Below are 21911 nucleotides of genomic sequence, written 5' to 3' on the forward strand. Positions count from 1 at the left end.
AAGAAGCACAACAAACGAGGAGCGAGAGGAGATGATGATACGTGGCATTAAGCGATATGCGGGCGTGAGCTTACTCTTTCTTAGCATGGCATTGCCACCCGAAGCCGGGGCCGCGACGTCAGACACGGCAACAATAGAGGTCACGCTGATCAACAACCAGCCCACCTGTTCACTGGGGTTTAATGGCAGCAACGCCGCCAGTTTAAACTATGACTTGGGAGTGATAAGTGACGGACGGAAAACGCATGCGCCGTTTACGGTGGATATCACATGTCAGGGTAATACGCCGGTCAAGACAGCGCTGAAGGCCAAGAACCAGAACGGCAGCTTGGTTGCGGGTAATGACATAATGGTACTCCCGATTGATGGAAATGCGGGAAGTTCGGGGCCGTTGCTGTGGCTGGAAAACAATGGAAAGAGTGTGATGTTAACCGGGAATGATACGGATGCGTTTTGTATACAGACGGGGATAAATAACAGTTGCCGTTTGTCGCCGGTAACGGAGGTGAGTACGTCAGACCCACGCGGACAGATAAGCGCGACGATCCGCTTTGATGTGGTGTATCCGGCCTGAGTCTACTGCATCTATTACAAACAAAGAGTTCTATTAATGATTTTGTGATGTGAGGTTTCGACGATGTGGAGAACAACGGTAATCGTGCTGCTGGTGTTATTCAGAATAACAACTGGACACGCAGGAATGATAACTCTAAGTAACGAAAAATTGGCGATGACGTCCGTGCAGCTTGTACTCAGTACGTATATTGGAGCGGATAACAGCAAAATTGGTGACGTTATTACTGATGTTGGGGTGCTTTCCAGCTATAACAGTAAAGAGTACGCACATCTTATCCAACCAGCCACAAACTCAGCGTATCAGTGCGAACTAGCGAATGGGTTTGATGGTTATACGAACGATATCAAACTGCAAGTGAGAAAACTGCAAGCAGGATACGCAGGGGAGGCTACATGTGTCATTGAAGTGGCCGTTAAGGGACCAGACGCATGGATGAATTCGTATACGAATGTTTATGTTTATAACTCTATAACGGCACCGTCTGAATATGGGCCTAGCTCTGTCACGATAATGCCATCGGGTACAAAAGTTACGCTCCCCAATCCGTGGTATGCGTGGGGGCCGAATGGGCAATATCATCCCTGGCAAGATAAGAGCAATTTCTCTGCGAAAGCGGTCAAGTGGTCTGCAACGTACGATGAGCAAATTCAGCACAACGTATCACAAAGTAATCCATATGTTCCGATTCTGACCGTTACGGATGACAGTAACATATGGGCGTATGTGACTGCCACCACCAAAGATGTCGATGCGGGGTTTACTACGGCGGTACGTATCACGATGCCGGATGGCCGTTCTTGCTCTAGAGGGATGGGGGCTGGTGAGCAATGTTTCATGTACGTAGATAAAGACAAACTGAGGCCAGGGACGACCAAAGGGCAGATCGTACTTAATATTCAGCTACCCTGAAAGCACAATAGAGGAGGTTGTAAAGGCAGTGACATGGTTCCATGCCAAACGAGCCGAGGGGACAACAAAATGCACCCGATAATGACATTATATGGAGCATGTGATTACGAATACATCGGGTTATGTCACATCATAGATGACATGGGGTTGCCTTACCGCCGTTATCATTTTGGGCTGCCTCTCGGGCCTGATGATATTTTGGTGATGTGCTGGAGCGATAAGCCTGCATTGGGATGGGGAGAGCGGTATATTGATAAGCTGCATACGCTCTTGTCTCGCTATAACTGCACCATTATTGTACTGCACCCTTCTCGTGTCCCCTCAGCGGTTATTAGGCATCCGCGCTTGCGCATGATAGCTGGTCATGGATATAAGCGGGGGCTGCGGGCGCTACGGCAGTTGATAAGAGACAGTATCGCTTCGTTGATTGAGCGTAAGCGGGCGGATGATATGTCTGTTCCCCCTGAATCGGTGAAACGTACCGGGGCGGTATACGAGAGTCTGATGAGTGACAGTGGGGTGACAAAGTACGCGAGGGAAAAGGGGGCTTGTATCAAAACGGTACACAACCAGCGGCGCAGCTTTGTCCAGCGGTATGGGTTTTCCTGTGTGCATGAGTTTCGGCTAGTCATGCTCTCGCCTGAGCGGGTGGAGACACTCTCCGGGTGAGGTGGGCGGATCCCCTGCCTGAATTGATTGATCTGATAGTGTGAGGACAACGATGAGGATGTGGAGAACGATCAAGCTGCTGAAAATAATCGTGCTGCTAACAGTAATGAGAAATAAATACTAAAAGTAGGATTGTTATTTTAGTATTCTATTTTTTAACTCAACTTATTATTTTATATGTCTGTATCACTTTATTCTACCGCAATAGGATGCATCGATAGGTGAATTTATATGGTTTGTGGTCTGGAACTACCCCGGATTTTCTGGGCTATAATAGTTACCATTTTTGTTTTCGTATTAATCTATCTGGTAATGCGAAAATAAATGCCTAAAAATTATAACTCACCCTGCTTCGAGCGTTTATTGATAAAGGAGATGTTTATGTTTGTACGAGAGTCATTTATTATCTGATAAAACGATGCTTGTGCTTATTTTGGTGTCTTATATCTATTTTTTTCATCTTCATGATTATTTAATTCAGAGGTGTCTGTCATGATAGTTGGACTTGCTGAAAATCATGCGAAATATCATTTTTTAAATCTGATGTTTATTTTTCTTTTTGTTTTATTACTTTTGCTGCCTTTTATTTTTGCAGTGCTGGAATGGTTTTTCTCCAAAGATGCCACGCCTATTAATATTAGTAAGGTAAAATCACAGAGAGGTAAGAGTGCTAATGAGAAAATAAAGTGTAACAACGTAGTTCATAAAAGTACCTCAGTCACCTAATTATCTAAGACTCTGGGGCTTTTCGGTACTATTCTGAGTTAAATGAGACTTGAAATTCAGCTGGGTATTTTCATTTTGTCTGAATTATCAGGTAATCCATGAAATATTGTCTTTCAGAGTGGAGTATAAGGCGATTTTTATTGATAATAATATTTATACATGCCAAGTGTTGGTTATTGTCTGGTTGGCAATGTCAATCGCATGGCTAATGTAATGTTTGGTGTTTTTCTAATATATTGGGTGATTTTATGAAAAAAATATTACTAACCTATTCATTGATTTCATGCTTATCAACTGTGTCTGCTAATATATATGCTGCTGACAAAAATAGTATTTCTGTTGGGTATGCTCAAAGCCATGTAAAGGTAGGTGGAGCGTCATTGGGGGATAACCCTCAAGGTTTTAACCTGAAGTATCGTTATGAAGTTAATGATCATTGGGGGGTGATTAACTCATTTTCTTATACTCATAAAGGATATAATTTTTACTATGGCAATAGTAAAGTAGGGTCTGTAAATATAGATTTTTATTCTCTGGAAATAGGCCCAACCTTCCGTATTAATGAGTATGTTAGCTTGTATGGATTAATTGGTGCTTCTCATGGGAAATCTAAATTATCTTTATTTGATCAATCTGATAGTGTAAGTAAAACAGCAATGGTAGCTGGCTTGGGGGGGCAGATTAATCCATATCCAAATGTTGTTATCGATGCTTCATATGAGTATTCCAAACTGGGTGATGCGAAAGTTGGTACATGGATGCTTGGTGCCGGCTATCGATTCTAATTGGCCTGCGGATCTACAAATCCATTTATATTAGGCTAGGTTATAGTTTCTTAAATAAAAAGCACTTTTATCGTGAGGGATATAAAAAATCATCTATTAATAAGCTACTTCCATATTTTTTGGATTTAGTAAGGTAATTGATCTCTCTATGTTAGTGATACTAATTCCAATATTATCGGAGGGTGTGTTGATATATTTCTCCACCAGAATATGTCGTAAATCTTGTTTTTAGGTTAAGGAGTAGTCAGTCTTAGGTGAAGAAATATATTATAATTTTTCGGGTAAAAAACTGATGGATGTGTACAACGAGAAAGGGATTTCTTCTAACAAGATAGATGCCAAAAATACATTATAAGCTATGTTGTAAACCTATTTTTATAATATGGAAGTCATGCTGTCTTAGGAGGGTTTCTCCTCTTTTTTCCAATAATGAGATTTAACAAATCCCTCTAAATACTTGTAAAATCCGGGCAGAGATAAAATGTTAAGTAGATGTTGTATTATGAAGAACATACCATTGATGTATCTTTATCACCATTGGCATAGGTGCTGGAATACGACTGCACATCTACACGGAGTTACTTTTATGCAGCGCCAACACCTATACAATTGTGCAACACATCAAACGCCTTCTCATCACTGAATGATGTGCTGAATTGGAGCGGCCAGCGGGGATCGAACCCGCATCATCAGCTTGGAAGGCTGAGGTAATAGCCATTATACGATGACCGCTTTCAGTGAATAAGAATTTTAAAAGTACGGTGAATTTTTTCAAGATCCGAAGCAAAAAATCAGACAAATTGAATCTTTTTAGTTGAATATGGCTTTAGAAATAACAAAACTCGCACATTGGCGGGTTTGCAGACTGCTGACAAACCCCGATGACGCGATCTTGAACGGTGAGGATAGGCAGAGGAGTAAAGCGTCCGCGCCAAGGATGGCGCGGCTCGAGCCTACATGGATGTATTTACGGCGTCTTTACGATCTGCCTGTTCTCTCCGTCGCGGGCACTTTGTCAATAACCTCAAAACCCGCACATTGGCGGGTTTGTTGACATTATAAGGAAACATTCATTTTATAACACACAGTAAATTTACGGTTTTTTTCTATCCGGGCCAAAGCACGAACTTTCCGAGATACACGTTGAGAATCCAACCAGAGCATTTGCTGTAAGTGCCCTCACAAAACGCTTATGAGTCCAGACATCCGGAGCGTAATAAACTCTGATAAGCTTACCGGTTGTATAATAATGCATAGCCTGATCATATAACGTGTTATATGATGCTCCCCATATAGAGGTGTCCTTTACTGAACAGGCTGTTATCGTTGTTGACGGCTTGAATGCCTCAATGCAGAAATAAGGTTTCCCATCAATCTGGCCTGAATGAAATTTATTTATAATCATGCCTGAATGCATACCTTCTGCTTTATCACCAGTCCATTCAGCAAATGCAGGATTAAGAGAGACAATAAGAAAAACAGACAGAGATAATAAATAACGCATACTTTACCCTCCAATGATACATGAAAAATCACAGTTCTATTATTTTATTTATTAATTTAGTTGTAAAGTTGTTTTTAGTACGGGAAAATAAAATCGTAATAGTTAAATAATTCCAGGTACCTTGTTAGATATATAATTTAAATATTAACGAGGTAAGGATGCAACGACAAGTCTTTACTCACTCGTTTAAACTAGAATAATTCAGACTAAGTCTGCGTTACTACACTCATGACTACTTTCAGTGATAGTAGTACTTTTATTTTTATAACAAGATACATTATTTTAATTTGTTAATTATGTATGAAGTGTTAATTATATATAAAGCACCACGTGTATTTCAAATGAGTTTTTTATGTGTAAATATCACTAATGAATTACATGTGGCGCTTTAATATATAACTTATGTGATTTCATTAAGTATACCTAATTATGTCATTTTAGTGAGGGTTGTATTTATGAGACAAGTAACTAAATCAAAGAAACTTAAAATCTTGCCATATCCAGAATGGTTAATTAAGGCAGGGATGTCAAAAGGTATTGATCATGACAGACAACATTTAGGCATTATTCTTGCTGCAGGTGAAGTTATTAAAGTCCGACAAATCAATACTGAATTTAAGGCGAAGCTTAAATTATGCTTACTCAATGACAATCAAAATACTCAACGCTCGATAAGTTTTAATACTGATTGGATAGAGTTGAGTGTCGATGCTGTTTCAGTACCCTTTATTAATACCCCATATAGTGATGAGGTTATTCCTGAGATTGTTTTTGAGTATCCGGATACTTCTAAATTACTGCCAGTTTATGAAACAGGAGAGGATGAGAGCATATTTTTTGAAAATTGGGATAAACAGAATGCCGAGTTTGGCGTAGTAGAATCAGAATATATCATAATTCTGATCCCAGAAGTCAGTAAGGACAGGCTAAAATCTTTCAGTACGAGTGGAGGTATTGATAAGGTTTTGGCGTTTTATCAAGACATTTTTTCTTTCAATAATTCTCTGGCTGGGTTGTCTTTTGAACCGCAAAGAAATTCTGACGAAAATACACGGAATCGTTATTTTGCTAAAGCAGATAAAGGGGGCGGTGGGGCAGCATATTATTCTAACAATTGGGTTGCATCATCCTCTGGTTCCGTAAATACATTTTGGCTGTCTCCCAATTCTACTAACTGGGGCTGCCTGCATGAAATTGCACATGGTTATCAGGGCGGATTTATTGATGATAAATACTTTTCTACAAGAGAAGTGTGGAATAATATTTATGCCGCCTGCTACCAAGATATTATGTTAGGCGCTGAAAAATTTAATAAAGGGTGGTTATATAATTACGGTAAGCAAAAAGAGGTTGAGAAAAGCATTTTAAATAACATTAATAATGGTAAAGAAGTAAACGCCTGGGGGGAACGTAACAAATTATATTTTTTCATGCTGATGTTGGAAAAAGCGGGAGTAAATTGCTTCACTCATTTCAACCAGATATATCGTGAAAGAAAAAATGCAAATAAAAGCGTAGACTCCGTATTAGATATGCTCTCAAATACTTTCACAACTGTTGAAAATAGAGTTGATGTTACACCATTTTTACAAATGGTTGGTGGACATATATCTCAAGCTCAATACCAACTTAACTTATTTAGCCATGCAAAGGCCGTGTATCCATTGAATCAACTCTTGCAAGGTGATGAGCTAACTGCTGTTAAAAAAACGCTAGATTTGAATAGCGAACTCAGTCTTGTTGATGTAGATAATATTGAATTTACAGATATAAAAAGTAATGTGATATTGCAATTTTCTATAGATGATTTTACCCAGATCTATGGTGAAGAATTAATTATACTGAATGGTGACAACTATGTATATAATCAATCTATTATGGATAAAGAGCAAATTTTATATAATCTCCCGATTGGTGCTTATACATTACGTATTCCAACAGGAAGAAATAAAAAATATGCACCCCAAATTAATTATCTGATAGCGAAAAATGAAGACAGTCAAACACAAGTCGATTTTGTCCACAGAATAGGCTCTCCCATTGTTTCACAGAAAATTTCTTTACGGGGACTAAATGATTATACATTTGCAACTATATTTTTTGATCAAGAAAATGATACTGTCACCGTTGATATTACTAAGACTAAACCACATTATCATTTCCCTGGTATGTATGCGAAAATAACAATAAAAGATAAAGATAATAATGAGCTACTCAATGAAGTTATCACGGGAACTAATCAATCGTTGAGCAAAAATGAGTTTCCACTATCTTCTTGTCATTTTGTTGATATTTTTCACAAAGAACCTGGCAGAGTAAAGCTAATTCCGGCATATAAGGGTGTGGTTGATAATAAATCCAGTACCAATGAATTTATTATAACACCTTATGGTTTGCAAAATATAAAGTTGAATAACGATCCAAAGGTTTCTTTATTGGAAAGTATAAAATCGGCAGCAGAGACGCTGCGTAGTCACCCTGTAATGTGGCATGCAAAATTTTCGGAAGCTAAAGATAATATATATTTAGCAATCGATATTTTCCCCAGTCCACAAAAGGAAACTTTACTAGAACAGTATGCTGATTGTATTTCTTCCTACTATGAAAAGCCAAATGAAGACTTGGGTAATGCATTTAGTTTTATCTTTAAAGGAATTAATGACCGAAAATTTTTGACAGTTGAGCTTAATTTAGTGACAAAAACACTTGAAGTGAAACTTGTGAGTGGTACTGCACATAGTGGATTCAACAGGACTTACGCTGCACTACGTTATTTTGATGCTGATGGTAATGAACTCCTTAATCTGGACATTATTGGTAGTAAAAAACAGATTGGGCAAGAGTGGGGGTTCCCTATATCAGGTTATGGCGGAGAAAAACTCTATCTTCAACATGTGGAACCTAAAAATAGATTAGTGGTTACCAATATTATGCAAGGAATCAGATTATCATCGCGTACAAGCATGCAAGCCTATGAAATAGAATCTTTAGGTTTGAGTAGTTGCACCTGGCCCTAAGCGACATTTCCCATCGCGCAAGCCATAACCGTCGATATGGCAGATTTACGTTGGCCTTAATGGGGAGGTGCGATGAGTTCTATTGCGTTTACATCAGTTATGCCCTTGCGTTGTATGGTGATAGCCGCGTTTACGTCACGATCATATTCAACACCACACGCATAGTATAATCCAATGCAAACGATACAATCCGTATCACCTCCGTCATTCGCTTACCAGATATGTTCACCAGTGAGGTCTTATTTATCGCTCTGAAGACTATTACCAAGGGTTTATTTGTGAGCATGAATCTCAGTCTGGCTCATCATTGATAATAAAAGGCCGCAGTCTTGTTGAGGAGTGGAAGTTAATTTTCTCTGATAATGTGCAGGAGTTGGGGATTAAACTTGATTTACGTGGTTTTGATGACCCAGATGATTAGTTTGTTGGCGAGCGTTGGTATTATGGAAACGTTTTATAATTATTCAACAGACCATCTGCTCTTTCCTTCAATAATCATTACTTGACCTTGGTGGCTCGTTAATCTGGGTTGTCCAGAACTTAACGAAATAGTTTAAGGTTTGCAAATCCCAGGGCTTTCACAAAACTGCGATGGAGCGTCATCGTTTACATTTAAGTTGATTGACGTGAAATTGCGGCTGGTGAGTTCATTTACCGCAGGTTAACCGATAGATATGCTTGGGCGACGGTAATCCTCCCAATTTTTACGGAGGTCTTAAATAGAATCAGGCTACTCGTTTAATATGTTGTATCGGCGGGGGGAGTCTGACCGGAAATAGACCAGAATCCAGATACGAAAAAGCCCCGCTTTGCAGCGAGGCCTTATAAGTATGGTGCCCGGACTCGGAATCGAACCAAGGACACGGGGATTTTCAATCCCCTGCTCTACCGACTGAGCTATCCGGGCAACGGGGCGCATTAAACCGTATTGGCCGCTGATCGTCAACGAATTTATAACCTAAAACCGCTAAAACTATGTTGATCGCTCTCTTTTCAGGCAAAAGCAGGAAAAATCGCCCGGCGCTTGCCGTAACATTCACGTTAGAAAGATTCAGCTTAGGGCACCGTTTTTACGGCATTGTGCCATTGTTAATATGTCTTCCGCTAAACATTTGGCAACCTCAACATCTGCCAACTGACGCTTAATCAGTAACTTGCTCAGGCAACCCTCCAGAATCAACTCCATCTGCTGTGCGACCATATCGGTATCGTCGGCATCCATCTCTTGCAGCAATTCTTTTGTATAGTGTAGCGAGGCCAGTTTCTGCTGTTCAGCCAATTGGTGAATAGGGTGCTCAGCATCAGGATAGAAACTGCAGGCAGCAATAAACAGGCAACCGGGGTAGCGCTGATTTTGTACTTGCTCGCTCAATGTTTGATAGCGTGCTAGCAGCTTCTGCTGCGGTGATAGGGTCTCGTCCAGCTGTAGCTGACGCCGCCAGATATCAATCTGTTGACTGTGATAGCGTAGGCAATCGTAGAGCAATGCCTCACGATCTGGCCAAAAGCGTGTCAGGTCACTAACTTCAACTGACAGCGCTTTGGCGAGCATTTCTAGCGTGGTATTTGCCAACCCTTGCTGTTCTAACAGATTGAGTGCGCTACTTAAAACTTGTTCACGTTGCACGTTACTCTCCTCCAACCTCTTTATCTGGCAAGTGTGGTTGACCGCTGCCTATTCTGTCGATAACCCATTTTTTGCCAATAGCCCCATTTTCCAGGGCAGCCCGTTGTCGGTTGACTCTGTACCTTACCACGAGTGCGGTGGGATTTTCCTATCATCAGGGGGAGAAAGCCTATCTCTGCAATATTCTCTCCAGAACCTCATTTGGGTATTTATCCAAGATACTCGCTCTTTTTATCGATTTGCATTGGCCCCCGTGTTGGCTCTGGCAATTATATTCTTTCGCTCTAAAAATTAATTGTAATGAAACGACACTATAACCATTATGTTTATAAGGTTAATCAATGGATAAACATTGTGACGAGTTGTTGTAAATAATAACTATTTATCCGGCAATGGCATGACTTCTGGGAAGGAATATAATGAATCCATTTATTGTTGCTGACGCTGAAAGCTGTATTGGTTGTCGGAGTTGTGAAGTGGCTTGTGTGGTAGCCCATCATGAGGGCCAGTTTCCTGATAAACCAGAATATTTCACCCCTCGGGTGAAAGTATTCAAAGGCGATCAATGTGCGACGGCGGTATTTTGCCATCATTGTGAAGATGCCCCTTGTGCCAGCACCTGCCCGAATGGTGCCATTGTTGAATTGAATAATAGTGTTCAGGTGATTCAGGAAAAATGTATTGGCTGTAAAACCTGTATGATCGCCTGCCCGTTTGGCATGATGACCGTAGTCACCGAAACGGTTCAACCCGCCAGCCACCGCTTAGCTGATGTTTATCGGCGTACAGAAGCACAAAAATGTGACCTTTGTATTGATCAGCCTGATGGTCCAGCCTGTATTAAAACCTGCCCTACGCAGGCTCTGACATTGGTGGACCAACAATATTTACTGCATCAACAGCAGCAAAAGCGCCAACACATGGCGCTGAATGAGCACAATGGCCGCTTGTTCAGTCGCGCGGTGATACATGCGGCCAGTGCATCGCACAGTCGTTTGTCAAATAGCAGTCGTTTACCCAATAACTCCGGCTCGTCAAATAAAAGCATCCGCGATGCAACACCGGTTAACCTCTTGCAGCGGCCACGGGCACCACGTCTGGAGCCGAAAAAAATTCCGTTGGCGGAGCGTAAAACGGGCTTCGCTGAAATCTATCTGCCATTTACTGAAAGCCAAATCCATGAACAGGCTGAACGTTGCCTGGAATGCGGTGATAAAACCATCTGTCAGTGGACATGCCCACTGCATAACGCCATACCGAAATGGATCTCGCTGGCCCATCAGGGGCGGATCCATGAAGCGGCAGAATTATCCCATCAAACCAGTAGTTTGCCAGAAGTGTGTGGCCGGGTATGCCCGCAAGATCGCTTATGTGAGCAGTCTTGTACGCTGAATGACCACGATGGTGCAGTGACTATCGGGCAGATTGAGCGGTACATCACGGAAACGGCACTGGCGACTGGCTGGCGGCCTGATCTGTCACAGGTGAAACCCAGCGGTAAACGGGTGGCCATTATTGGAGCTGGCCCAGCAGGTTTGGGCTGTGCGGATATTCTGGTACGTAATGGCATAACGCCAGTAGTGTTTGATCGCTATTCCGAAATTGGCGGTTTGCTGACATTCGGTATTCCAGCTTTCAAGCTGGAAAAATCGGTGATGACTCGGCGGCGAGAAATTTTCACCGAGATGGGCGTTGAGTTTTGCCTGAATACGGAGATTGGCCGCGATATCACCATGGAAAACCTGCTCCACGACTTTGATGCTCTGTTTCTCGGGGTCGGGACCTACCGTTCCATGCGCTCAGGATTAGAAAATGAAGATGCGCAGGGCGTTTACGATGCCCTGCCATTCCTGATAGGTAATACCCAGCATCTGATGGGCTACACCGCCAACGGTGCTCACCCTTATGTCAGTATGCAAGACCAACGTGTGGTGGTGTTGGGGGGCGGTGATACCGCCATGGATTGTGTTCGAACTTCTCTGCGTCAGGGGGCGAGCCGCGTAGTGTGCGCGTATCGGCGTGATGAAAAGAATATGCCTGGCTCTAAACGCGAGGTGAAAAATGCGCGTGAGGAGGGGGCTGAATTTATGTTCAACCTCCAGCCACTGAGCATTGTGGTCGATGAATCGGGACAGGTGACCGGTATCAAGATGGTTCGCACCGAAATGGGACAGGCAGATGCCCAAGGGCGGCGGCAAGCCCTGCCTATCGCCGGTTCCGAGCATCTTATTCCTGCTGATGCCGTGATCATGGCATTTGGTTTCAGCCCTCACCGAATGTCGTGGTTGGCAGAACATAATGTGGTGCTGGATAAACAGGGGCGGGTGGTTGCGCCGACTATCTCCGGCTATCCCTATCAAACCAGTAATCCCAAAATTTTTGCAGGTGGCGATATTGTGCGAGGAGCTGACTTGATTGTGACCGCCATCGCTGAGGGGCGCAAAGCGGCAGAGAGCATTGCTTATTATTTGAACGTTTTATAACGCCTGCGACCAGGAGAAAAAGATGAACCGTTTTGTTATCGCTGATATGACTCAGTGCATTGGCTGCCGGACCTGTGAAATCGCCTGTGTGGTGGCGCATAGCGCAGATAATAAGGTCAATACCCTCACGCCGGAGCAGTTTCACCCACGCCTGAGCGTCATGAAAAGCTTTGCGGTCAGCACACCGATACTTTGCCATCAATGTGAAGATGCGCCGTGCGAAAACGCCTGTCCAAACGGGGCGCTTATCACGGGTTCCCATGGCGTGCAACTGCTGGCGTCGCGGTGTATCGGCTGTAAAACCTGCATGTTGGTGTGCCCGTTTGGTGCCATGAGCATTATTGAGCGACCGGTTGATGGCCCACAGGCGGCAGACAGTAAACAGGTGATGGCGAGTGGCTCAGGGCGAGCACAGGCGAATAAATGCGATTTATGCCATCAGCGGGGATCCGGCCCAGCTTGTATTGAGGTCTGTCCGACTAATGCATTGAAACTGGTGACACCAGGGGTATTGGAAGCCCTACAGCGCGAAAAACAATTGCGGGCCGCACGAGGCAGTGCACCGGGTATCGCCCGTTAACCTACGATCATAAGGATAAAAAATGAAAAAGATCCTCACGGTCTGCCCCTATTGCGGCTCGGGATGTAAGTTAAATTTATTGGTCGAAGACGGCGAGATTGTCGGCGCCGAACCCGCTGATGGTGTCACCAATCAGGGGGAGTTGTGTCTGAAAGGGTACTACGGCTGGGATTTTCTTAACGATACCCGCCTGTTGACGCCACGGTTGACTACGCCCTTATTACGGCGTCAGCGTGGCGAGGCGTTTCAACCCGTGAGCTGGCAGGAGGCGATTGCGTTTATCACGGCCAAACTTAGCGCCATAAAAGAACGTCATGGGCCTGATGCCATCATGATGACGGGCTCTTCTCGTGGGCCAGGTAACGAAGCCAATTATGTGATGCAAAAGTTTGCTCGAGCGGCGATCGGCACCAACAATATTGATTGTTGCGCCCGTCTGTGTCACGGCCCGTCGGTGGCTGGGTTGCAGCAAACGCTGGGTAACGGCGCGATGAGCAACTCTATCGGTGAAATTGAGAATACTGACTGTATTTTGGTCTTTGGTTATAACGCGGCGGATTCTCACCCCATTGTTGCCAGACGTATTCTGAAAGCCAAAAATAAGGGGGCTAAGCTTATTGTCTGTGATCCACGGCATATTGAAACCGCCCGTATCGCCGATCAATGGTTGCCGCTGAAAAATGGTGCCAACATGGCGCTGGTCAATGCATTTATTCATGTTCTGATTGAAGAAAAACTCTACGACGAAAATTATGTCCGCGACCATACTCGTGGATTCGATGAACTGAAAGCGGGCGTTGCCGCATACCGCCCAGAGGATGTTGAACCGATTACGGGGCTGTCTGCCAAAGCGGTGCGTCAGGCCATGCGCACTTATGCTGCTGCCCCTGCGGCCACCCTCCTATGGGGGATGGGGGTGACCCAATGGGGTCAAGCGGTCGATGTGGTGAAAGGGCTCTCTTCGTTAGCGTTATTAACCGGTAATCTGGGGCGGCCAAATGTAGGCGTCGGGCCGGTACGAGGCCAGAACAATGTGCAGGGCGCGTGTGATATGGGCGTGTTGCCGAATACTTTCCCTGGCTATGAAAAAGTGACCGACAGTGAGGCCAGGTCGCGTTTTGCTCGCGCCTGGGGGGTAGCTGAACTGCCCGCACATGTTGGGTATTCGATTACTGATGTGCCGCATAAAGTGGCGGAAGGGAAGCTTAAGGCCTACTACGTATTTGGTGAAGATCCAATCCAGACCGAGCCAGATTTAGCGGCGATGCGTGCGGCTTTTGCGGCACTGGATCTAGTCGTGGTGCAGGATATCTTTATGACCAAAACGGCAGAGCTGGCTGATGTCGTACTGCCTGCAACATCCTGGGGGGAGCATGAAGGGGTCTATACCAGCGCTGACCGGGGGTTCCAGCACTTTAATAAAGCCATTGAACCGAAAGGGGATGTGAAACCGGACTGGGAGATTATCAGCCTGATATCAACCGCCATGGGTTACCCGATGGCATACCAAAATACTCAGCAAATCTGGGATGAGATGCGTAGCCTGTGCCCACCATTCGCAGGGGCCACCTATGAGAAACTGGCGGGGCTGGGCTACGTGCAATGGCCTTGCCCAACCGAAAATCACCCTGGAACACCTTATCTCTATACTGATAACCAATTCGCGACGGCTGACGGTAAAGGTTTGCTCAGTTGTGCGCCATGGCAGCCGCCTCATGAGCAGACCGATAGTGATTATCCTCTGGCACTCTGTACCGTGCGCGAAGTGGGGCACTACAGTTGCCGTTCAATGACCGGTAACTGTGCCACTTTGAAAATCTTGGCGGATGAGCCGGGCTATGTGCAAATCCATCCTGAGGATGCCAGCCATTTGGGGGTTATCGATCAGGCGCTGATCTGGATTTCATCACGACGCGGAAAAGTGATCGCCCGTGCCAGTGTGACCGAGCGGGCTAATCGTGGTGCGGTGTATATGACCTATCAGTGGTGGATTGGTGCCTGTAATGAACTGACTGTTGACCATGTTGATCCAGTGTCAAAAACACCCGAGTTCAAACATTGTGCGGTTAAAGTTGAGGCGATTAGCGATCAAACAGCGGCAGAGCAATATGTTGAGCAACAATACAGCCAGTTGAAAAAACGTTTATCAGACGCCGCAGTTGTGTCGTGATTGAGCGCTGATTATGCCACGGCGAGATCTGCTCGCCGTGGTGACGGCTATTTATTTTGTAACCGTGGAGGTGTTTTGTAAATGCTGCAAGAATTGCGTGGCATCCATAAAACCGGTGACCCGTGCGGCAGTGACCTCATTGCCCTGAGAATCAAAAAACAGAATAGTTGGTAAACCTAACACGTTAAATTTCTTCAATAATGCGGCATGTTCAGCATTGTTGGCGGTGACATCCGCTTGCAGCAACAAGGTATTGGCTAACTGGCGCTGGACCTTATCATCACTGAAAGTGTATTTCTCAAACTCTTTACAGGCCACACACCAGTCTGCATACAGATCGAGCATCACCGGTTTACCCTGTGCCTGCGCTAATACTGCTTGCAATTGGGGCAAATCAGCCACTAGTTGAAAGTTTATATGTTTGATCTCATTCTGCTGCGTGTTGCCGTTAAAGGCCCAATCTTGCAAGGGGCGGGCCACGATCAACAGTGCGGCCAATAGCAATAACTGACAGACGCGCACCCAACCAGAGTGCGCTTTCAGGCTCAATACAAACGCCCAGCCAAAGAACGCGATGGCCAGCAGGCTCCATAAACGCAAACCCCAGACATCCCCCACCACCCTTTCCAGTAGAAACACGGGCAGTGCGAGGATCACAAAACCAAAAGCCTCTTTGACATATTGCATCCACGGACCGCTGCGTGGAATGAGTTTGTTGCCGAACAGGGTGACAACCACTAGCGGGATCCCCATCCCGAGCGCATATAAGTACAAAGTCCCACCACCGGCCAGCATATTACCGCTTTGGGCAATATAGAGCAGGATCGCGCTCAGCGGTGCGGTAGTGCAGGGAGAACAAATCAGACCCGCCAGTGCACCCATCGCAAAGACACCGGCCAGTGAGCCGCCACGTTGGCTATTACTCCACTGTGTAAGGCGGGTCTGTAATGATGAAGGTAATTGCAATGAATACAGGCCGAACATTGATAATGCCAACAGTACGAATAATACCGATAAGCCAATCAACACATAAGGATGCTGTAACGCAGCCTGGAACTGTAAACCTGCCGCCGCAACCACTAACCCCAGCAAGGTATAGGTCAGCGCCATCCCTTGTACGTACACCACCGCTAATATTAGTATTCGCCGTTGGCTGTGCGGTTTCTCACGGCCAAGAATGACGGCTGAAATCAACGGATACATCGGCAAAACACAGGGGGTAAATGCGATCCCGATCCCGATTAGCAGTGCCCATAAGGGAGAAAAGGGTAGCGTAGACGGTACTGGCGCGGCATCGCCCTCTGGTTTTGTTGCCGCTGGTGGATTAACGGTAACCAGTGGATTGACAGTAGCTGATGGATTGACGTTAACCGATGTACTCGTGGTAGCGCTGCCTGAAGTCGTGGAAGCAGCAACGACCACATCAAGTGGGATCACCCGCGTTTCTGGTGGATAACAGAAGCCCGCCTCCGCACAACCCTGATAGGTCACGCTGACGCTAGCATGTTCAGCCGCCTGAGTAATGGGGATCTTCAAGGTTAATTGCTGCTTGAAAATTTCGACTTCACCATAGAACTCATCATTATGCGTAATGCCTTCTGGCAGGGTGAATGCCCCCAGCGTCGCTTGTTGCGGCACAATTTTTATTTGCTGCCGATACAGGTAGTAACCGGGATGGATTTGCCAACTCAGATTCAGCTGATCGCCTTGCTGGCGGAAATCAAAGGCGAACGCTTGATCGACCGGAATAAACCGGCTCTGACTGTTTTTGGCACCCAAAGATGCATTCTCACCAAAGAGTGAGGACTGGGCGCTGTGCGGGGTGAGTAATACGCTGCACAGCAGCAGGATCAGAGTAATGAAGCGTTGAGCCATGACAGGTAATCTTTATCTCCGTCCCGTACCGGTAGCACCAGTAATTCCGGCGTTTGGTAGGGGTGATGTTGTTTGATATAAGTGAGAAGGGCCTGCTGATGGGCAGTGTTGCTCTTGAACAATAGCTGAACCTCATACTCTTGTTCGAGTTTACCTTCCCAGTAATAAAGTGAGGTTGCCCCCGGCAACAAGGTGACACAGGTGGCCAGTTTCTCCCCCAGAACCTGCGCGGCTAGATTTTGCGCGCTGGCTTCATCGGGGGCGGTGCACAATACCACGATAGCATTTGAATAAGACACTGCATTTGGATCGGTCGTAGCATCAGAATCAGACATCTTAACCTCTTCGGTCGCGCTGTTTTATGATGGTGTGGAGAGCGGCGTGATAACACGATATGTTACGTAATAAGCTTACAAATCATACTATACCCCGAAGCAGGGGCTAGCCAGAAAATGATTTATATAACGATGAGAGATATACCGAAGTCATTGGGGCGCATGATGCGCCCCATCAGACAGATTACAGAACCAGACCGCCCATCACAAAACCGAAACAAACGGCCAGTGCAACCCCGATGGTACCAGGGATAAAGAATGGGTGGTTAAACACAAAGCGACCAATACGGGTGGTCCCGGTGTCATCCATTTGTACCGCTGCCACCAGTGTTGGGTAGGTTGGCAGGATGAACAGGCCAGAAACTGCCGCGAAAGAGGCAATTGCCGCCAATGGTGAAACGTTCAGCGCCAGCGCCATTGGCATTAATGCTTTGGCGGTTGCAGCTTGAGAGTAAAGCAGGGCGGAGCAGAAGAAGAAAATCACAGCCAGTAACCATGAATGAGCTTGAATCAAGCTACCCGCAGTCTCTTTAATCCACTCAAGGTTGTGTTGTAAAAGGTATCACCCAACCAGGCCACACCTAAGATACAGATACAAGCACTCATACCGGCTTTGAAGGTACTGGAGTTCAAGATTGAATCCGTATCAACCGAGCAGACCAGCGTGGTGATAGTGGCGACACTCAGCATAATGATCAGGATAGCGTTAGTGGTGTTCATCAGCGGTGTTTCAACTAGCCCAACACTTGGGCTGTTGATGATCGCATAAGCCACCACACAAAGTACCCCAGCCAGGAACAGCAGAACGGAAGTTTTAGCCCGTGGTTTGATCACTTTTACGGTGTCACCACGTAGGGTGACTAAACCTTCTTCCAAACGTTTCAGGTAAATAGGATCATCGGACAGCTTGGAGCTAAAGCACCAAGAGACGATGAGAGACATCACAAACACGGCACAAAGGGTGGAGGGGATAACGATCATCAGCAGATGTAAATAACTGACACCTTGGCCTTCCATGACCGAGGACATATATACCACTGCCGCAGAAATTGGGGAGGCGGTAATGGCTATCTGTGCGGAAACGACAGCGGTAGACAGTGGGCGGCAAGGTTTGATGCCCTGTTCTTTCGCGACTTCTGCAATGACTGGCAGAGCTGACAGCGAAATGTTACCGGTCCCGGCGAAGATGGTCAGAAAATAAGTGACCAGTGGCGCAAGAATGGTGATGTGTTTTGGGTTCTTACGCAGTAACTTTTCAGTTTGCTGCACCAGATAATCCATTCCCCCTGCAACTTGCATCGCAGAGATAGCGGCAATCACAGCCATGATAATTGAAATAACATCGAACGGGATACTGCCGGGTTTGACACCAATGATCGCCAATACCAGAACACCAATTCCGCCTGCAAAACCTATACCAATACCCCCTAACCTGGCCCCAAGAAAAATGGCCAGCAGAACGATGACTAATTCTACGGCTATCATAGTGTTTACTCCTTGTTTAAATTTTAAAGTAAAAGTTAAAAAATTGTGTTTGCCGGAAAGTAAAAAGGCACGCTGTCCAGAGGAGCATGCGTGCCTTAGAGGGCTACCGAATATTTAAATTATTGTTCATTTTCATCGGTATAACGTTTCGCTTTATAGGCTGGGTGCATCAGGTTTTCAACAGAGAAAATGTCGTCCAGTTCGGCTTCAGTTAACAAACCGCGCTCCAGAACCACTTCCCGCACATTTTTACCGGTTTCCGCACAGATTTTACCCACAATGTCACCATTATGGTGGCCAATGAATGGGTTAAGATAAGTAACGATGCCTATGGAGTTAAAGACGTAACGCTCGCAGACCTCTTTGTTAGCTGTAATGCCATTGATGCACTTCTCTAACAGGTTGTAACACGCATTAGTCAGGATATGGATAGACTCAAACATGGCCTGACCAATCACTGGCTCCATCACGTTTAACTGGAGCTGACCCGCTTCAGCTGCCATAGTAATGCAAGTATCGTTGCCGATCACCTTAAAACAAACCTGATTGACAACTTCAGGGATCACCGGGTTCACTTTTGCAGGCATGATAGAAGAGCCAGCCTGCAATTCTGGTAGGTTGATTTCATTCAAACCAGTACGAGGGCCAGATGAGAGCAAGCGTAGGTCGTTACAGATTTTGGACATCTTAACAGCCAGGCGTTTCAGGGCGCTGTGTACCATCACGTAAGCGCCGCAATCAGAAGTTGCTTCGATCAAGTCTTCGGCAGGAACACAGGCTAATCCACTGATTTCTGCCAGTTTCTGCACGGCAAGTTGTGAATAACCTTCTGGTGTATTCAGCGCAGTGCCGATGGCGGTGGCACCTAGGTTGACTTCCAATAGCAACTCGGCGGTTCGTTGCAGGTTTTTGGTTTCTTCATTCAATAACACCTGGAAGGCGCGGAATTCCTGTCCCAGAGTCATTGGTACTGCATCCTGTAATTGGGTGCGGCCCATTTTCAGAATTTTCTCGAATTCTTTAGATTTCCTACCGAAACCTTCGCCTAATTGGTTGATAGCATCGATCAACTTGATGATGGAGGCGTAGACCGCAATGCGGAAACCGGTTGGGTAGGCATCGTTGGTGGACTGGCATTTGTTCAGATGGTCGTTAGGGTTAAGATACTGATATTCCCCTTTTTGGTGGCCCATCAGCTCTAGGCCAATATTGGCCAAGACCTCGTTGGTGTTCATATTGAGAGAGGTACCTGCGCCGCCCTGGAACACATCAACGGGGAACTGATCCATACATTTCCCTTTATCCAGAACTTCATCACATGCCTGAATAATGATGTCTGCAATTTTACGCGGGATGGTATGCAACTCTTTGTTAGCCATTGCCGCCGCTTTTTTTACCATGACCATGCCACGTACAAATTCCGGCACGTCACTGATTTTACTGTTACTGATATAGAAGTTTTCAATCGCACGCAGGGTATGAACACCGTAGTAAGCCTCTGCGGGGACTTCTCGTGTACCTAACAGGTCTTCTTCAATACGAATGTTATTTGACATGAGAACCTTCTCTATTTGTGCTGTCTTGTATTGTATTTGTTAACTGATTTATGCTGCTGTCAGTAATATGATGCGGTGATGCACGATATGTACGGAAATATTAACCACCCATCTTATTACTGACAGGATGATATGCTGCTTAGCGATAAAAAGCCTTGAACTAAGATCACTATATTGCCGGAATTAATCGAGATGATCTGATATCTGTGATTGCTCTCACACTTAGTTTAATGAGTAATAAAACGGTTACCCCTGCTTGAAAAGTGCTTTGTTCACCACCATTTTAGTAAAGTTGACCGATGTTGACGGGGAGCGCTGATACTAAAATCCGCAAATAGAGGAAAATAGCCGTATCAGCACCTACCAGGTCAAGGTTTTCATGGTATCTGTCAGACAGGTTACTCACCTGATGAGGGGTGCTGAATGATTGAAATTAAGGAGAATACGGTGCGTTGGTTACCGTTTGCGCTGATATTTTTATTGGCATATATAGAAATATCGATATTTATCAAGGTCGCTGCGGTGTTAGGGGTGCTAGTCACCCTGCTGCTAGTGATCATTAGCTCCTGTGTGGGCATCTCACTGGTTCGTAATCAGGGCATAAAAACCTTTATCCAGATGCAACAAAAGCTGGCAGTGGGTGAAAGCCCGGCGGCTGAGATGATCAAAAGTGTTTCACTGGTCTTGGCCGGTATTTTGTTACTGATCCCCGGTTTCTTCACTGACTTCCTCGGCTTGTTGTTGCTATTGCCTTGGATTCAAAAAACATTAACGTTGAAATTGATGCCGCACCTGAACATTTATCGTGGTGGTGGCTTTGGGAATGGTAGCTTTGGCAATGGTAGCTTTGGCAACAGCAATCGCCATGATTCTGGCCCAATGAGTGGCGGGGATACCTTTGATGGTGAATTTCAGCGTAAAGCCGATGACCGCTTTACGGTGGAGCACCGCCCGGATGAAAATGGTAAATCAGCAGATAATCGTTTTAAGGATGATAGTTTTAAAGATGATAAGTAAAGAGGAGGGAATAATTTTCTAATAGCCTGTTTATTAATCATAAATTTATAAAGTAAATTATAGTGCTTTCTTTGTACCGTAAGCGATAGGCGGATAAAATCATCTACCGTCGGGCGAGAAAAAAATGAAAAATTTTTGGTCGCCTCCCTTGAAGGAACAAGAAGTCGCCCCCACTTAGAAAGCCACGGTATCGGTTATGAAGTCATACCGGTATTAATCTTAATCTGATACGGACCTTCTCATAGGAGAGCTATCAATGAAAATTCGTCCATTGCATGACCGCGTTATCGTCAAGCGCAAAGAAGTTGAATCTAAATCTGCTGGCGGCATCGTTCTGACTGGCACTGCAGCGGGTAAATCTACCCGTGGTGAAGTTCTGGCAGTCGGCAATGGTCGCATCCTGGATAACGGTGAAATCAAGCCGCTGGATGTGAAAATCGGCGACGTCGTGATTTTCAACGATGGTTACGGCGTGAAGGCTGAGAAGATCGACAATGAAGAAGTGTTGATCATGTCAGAAAGCGACATTCTGGCAATTGTTGAAGCGTAATCACGCTCTCTAATCTTCTGAACTGAACGAGTTAAGGGAAATACCA

At 45.2% G+C, this 21911-nt stretch carries 18 protein-coding genes, 2 tRNA genes and 2 pseudogenes; 14 read left to right on the plus strand and 8 right to left on the minus strand.

All coding sequences use genetic code 11. From position 1 onward, the window contains the following. Positions 1-31: 31 nt before the first annotated feature. The 5 genes from AC971_RS12830 to AC971_RS12850 all read left to right on the plus strand — a co-directional run bounded on the left by AC971_RS12830 (position 32) and on the right by AC971_RS12850 (position 3666). Entirely contained in the window at positions 32-574 is a 543-nt protein-coding gene (locus tag AC971_RS12830) for a hypothetical protein (RefSeq protein ID WP_025382338.1), read from the plus strand. Between the two features lie 126 nt (positions 575-700). Next, the gene (locus tag AC971_RS12835) at positions 701-1486 is read left to right on the plus strand and encodes a hypothetical protein (RefSeq protein ID WP_144236066.1); all 786 of its coding nucleotides are present in this window, start codon (positions 701-703) and stop codon (positions 1484-1486) included. 69 nt (positions 1487-1555) lie between these two features. Continuing rightward, positions 1556-2155, plus strand: a complete 600-nt coding sequence (locus AC971_RS12840; protein ID WP_025382340.1) for a glycosyltransferase family protein — start codon at positions 1556-1558, stop codon at positions 2153-2155. A 492-nt stretch (positions 2156-2647) separates the two neighbouring features. Then, positions 2648-2881 carry a hypothetical protein gene (locus AC971_RS12845; RefSeq protein WP_025382341.1) on the plus strand — a complete coding sequence of 78 codons (234 nt, stop codon included), beginning with the start codon at positions 2648-2650 and terminating at the stop codon, positions 2879-2881. A gap of 248 nt (positions 2882-3129) precedes the next feature. Further along, positions 3130-3666, plus strand: coding sequence for an Ail/Lom family outer membrane beta-barrel protein (locus AC971_RS12850; protein ID WP_025382342.1), 537 nt, complete (start codon positions 3130-3132; stop codon positions 3664-3666). 657 nt (positions 3667-4323) lie between these two features. Here AC971_RS12850 and AC971_RS12855 read toward each other — a convergent pair. Next, a tRNA-Gly gene (locus AC971_RS12855) sits at positions 4324-4398 on the minus strand. Positions 4399-4623: 225 nt separating this feature from the next. On the opposite strand from AC971_RS12855, the gene AC971_RS24325 reads away from it, so the two are divergent. Continuing rightward, a complete protein-coding gene (locus tag AC971_RS24325) occupies positions 4624-4728 on the plus strand; it encodes a gluconate 5-dehydrogenase (protein WP_071825463.1) in 105 nt (34 codons plus the stop codon). A 31-nt stretch (positions 4729-4759) separates the two neighbouring features. Here AC971_RS24325 and AC971_RS12860 read toward each other — a convergent pair whose 3' ends face one another. Further along, the gene (locus AC971_RS12860; protein ID WP_025382343.1) at positions 4760-5170 is read right to left on the minus strand and encodes a subtilase family AB5 toxin binding subunit; all 411 of its coding nucleotides are present in this window, start codon (positions 5168-5170) and stop codon (positions 4760-4762) included. Positions 5171-5625: 455 nt separating this feature from the next. Between AC971_RS12860 and AC971_RS12865 the strand changes: the two genes are divergently transcribed. Then, complete coding sequence (locus AC971_RS12865; protein WP_025382344.1) at positions 5626-8187, plus strand: putative mucin/carbohydrate-binding domain-containing protein; 2562 nt, start codon at positions 5626-5628, stop codon at positions 8185-8187. A gap of 274 nt (positions 8188-8461) precedes the next feature. Then, the gene (locus AC971_RS24330) at positions 8462-8608 is read left to right on the plus strand and encodes a hypothetical protein (protein WP_231573017.1); all 147 of its coding nucleotides are present in this window, start codon (positions 8462-8464) and stop codon (positions 8606-8608) included. 410 nt (positions 8609-9018) lie between these two features. On the opposite strand, the gene AC971_RS12870 is transcribed toward AC971_RS24330, so the two are convergent. Then, positions 9019-9094: transfer RNA gene (locus AC971_RS12870), tRNA-Phe, on the minus strand. A 144-nt stretch (positions 9095-9238) separates the two neighbouring features. Beyond that, positions 9239-9814 (minus strand): transcriptional regulator, encoded by a 576-nt coding sequence (locus tag AC971_RS12875; RefSeq protein ID WP_025382345.1) that lies wholly within the window; start codon positions 9812-9814, stop codon positions 9239-9241. Between the two features lie 31 nt (positions 9815-9845). On the opposite strand from AC971_RS12875, the pseudogene AC971_RS25630 reads away from it, so the two are divergent. The 4 genes and pseudogenes from AC971_RS25630 to fdhF all read left to right on the plus strand — a co-directional run. Further along, positions 9846-10028 (plus strand): annotated as a pseudogene (locus AC971_RS25630) (hypothetical protein); the annotation flags it as partial. A gap of 205 nt (positions 10029-10233) precedes the next feature. Beyond that, entirely contained in the window at positions 10234-12297 is a 2064-nt protein-coding gene (aegA, locus tag AC971_RS12880) for a formate-dependent uric acid utilization protein AegA (protein WP_025382346.1), read from the plus strand. A 22-nt stretch (positions 12298-12319) separates the two neighbouring features. Continuing rightward, positions 12320-12877, plus strand: a complete 558-nt coding sequence (locus AC971_RS12885) for a 4Fe-4S binding protein (RefSeq protein WP_025382347.1) — start codon at positions 12320-12322, stop codon at positions 12875-12877. A gap of 22 nt (positions 12878-12899) precedes the next feature. Then, positions 12900-15047: a formate dehydrogenase subunit alpha gene (fdhF, locus tag AC971_RS12890; protein ID WP_025382348.1), complete on the plus strand. Its 2148-nt coding sequence runs from the start codon at positions 12900-12902 to the stop codon at positions 15045-15047. Positions 15048-15098: 51 nt separating this feature from the next. Here fdhF and AC971_RS12895 read toward each other — a convergent pair whose 3' ends face one another. The 4 genes and pseudogenes from AC971_RS12895 to aspA form a co-directional block, all read right to left on the minus strand. Next, on the minus strand, positions 15099-16922 hold the full coding sequence (locus AC971_RS12895) for a protein-disulfide reductase DsbD (RefSeq protein WP_025382349.1): 1824 nt from the start codon (positions 16920-16922) through the stop codon (positions 15099-15101). After that, a complete protein-coding gene (gene cutA / locus AC971_RS12900) occupies positions 16898-17257 on the minus strand; it encodes a divalent cation tolerance protein CutA (protein ID WP_025382350.1) in 360 nt (119 codons plus the stop codon). Before cutA ends, AC971_RS12895 begins: the two co-directional genes overlap by 25 nt. Before the next feature lie 184 nt (positions 17258-17441). Next, positions 17442-18742, minus strand: a pseudogene (locus AC971_RS12905) (anaerobic C4-dicarboxylate transporter). A 119-nt stretch (positions 18743-18861) separates the two neighbouring features. Beyond that, the gene (gene aspA, locus AC971_RS12910) at positions 18862-20298 is read right to left on the minus strand and encodes an aspartate ammonia-lyase (RefSeq protein WP_025382351.1); all 1437 of its coding nucleotides are present in this window, start codon (positions 20296-20298) and stop codon (positions 18862-18864) included. A 447-nt stretch (positions 20299-20745) separates the two neighbouring features. Here aspA and AC971_RS12915 point away from each other — a divergent pair, with 447 nt between their 5' ends. Both AC971_RS12915 and AC971_RS12920 read left to right on the plus strand, forming a co-directional pair. Beyond that, positions 20746-21315 carry an FxsA family protein gene (locus tag AC971_RS12915; protein WP_038402513.1) on the plus strand — a complete coding sequence of 190 codons (570 nt, stop codon included), beginning with the start codon at positions 20746-20748 and terminating at the stop codon, positions 21313-21315. Positions 21316-21571: 256 nt separating this feature from the next. Beyond that, positions 21572-21865 (plus strand): co-chaperone GroES, encoded by a 294-nt coding sequence (locus AC971_RS12920; RefSeq protein ID WP_025382353.1) that lies wholly within the window; start codon positions 21572-21574, stop codon positions 21863-21865. Positions 21866-21911: the final 46 nt, after the last annotated feature.

The sequence above is a fragment of the Yersinia similis genome, assembly GCF_001053095.1.
GTDB lineage: Bacteria > Pseudomonadota > Gammaproteobacteria > Enterobacterales > Enterobacteriaceae > Yersinia > Yersinia similis.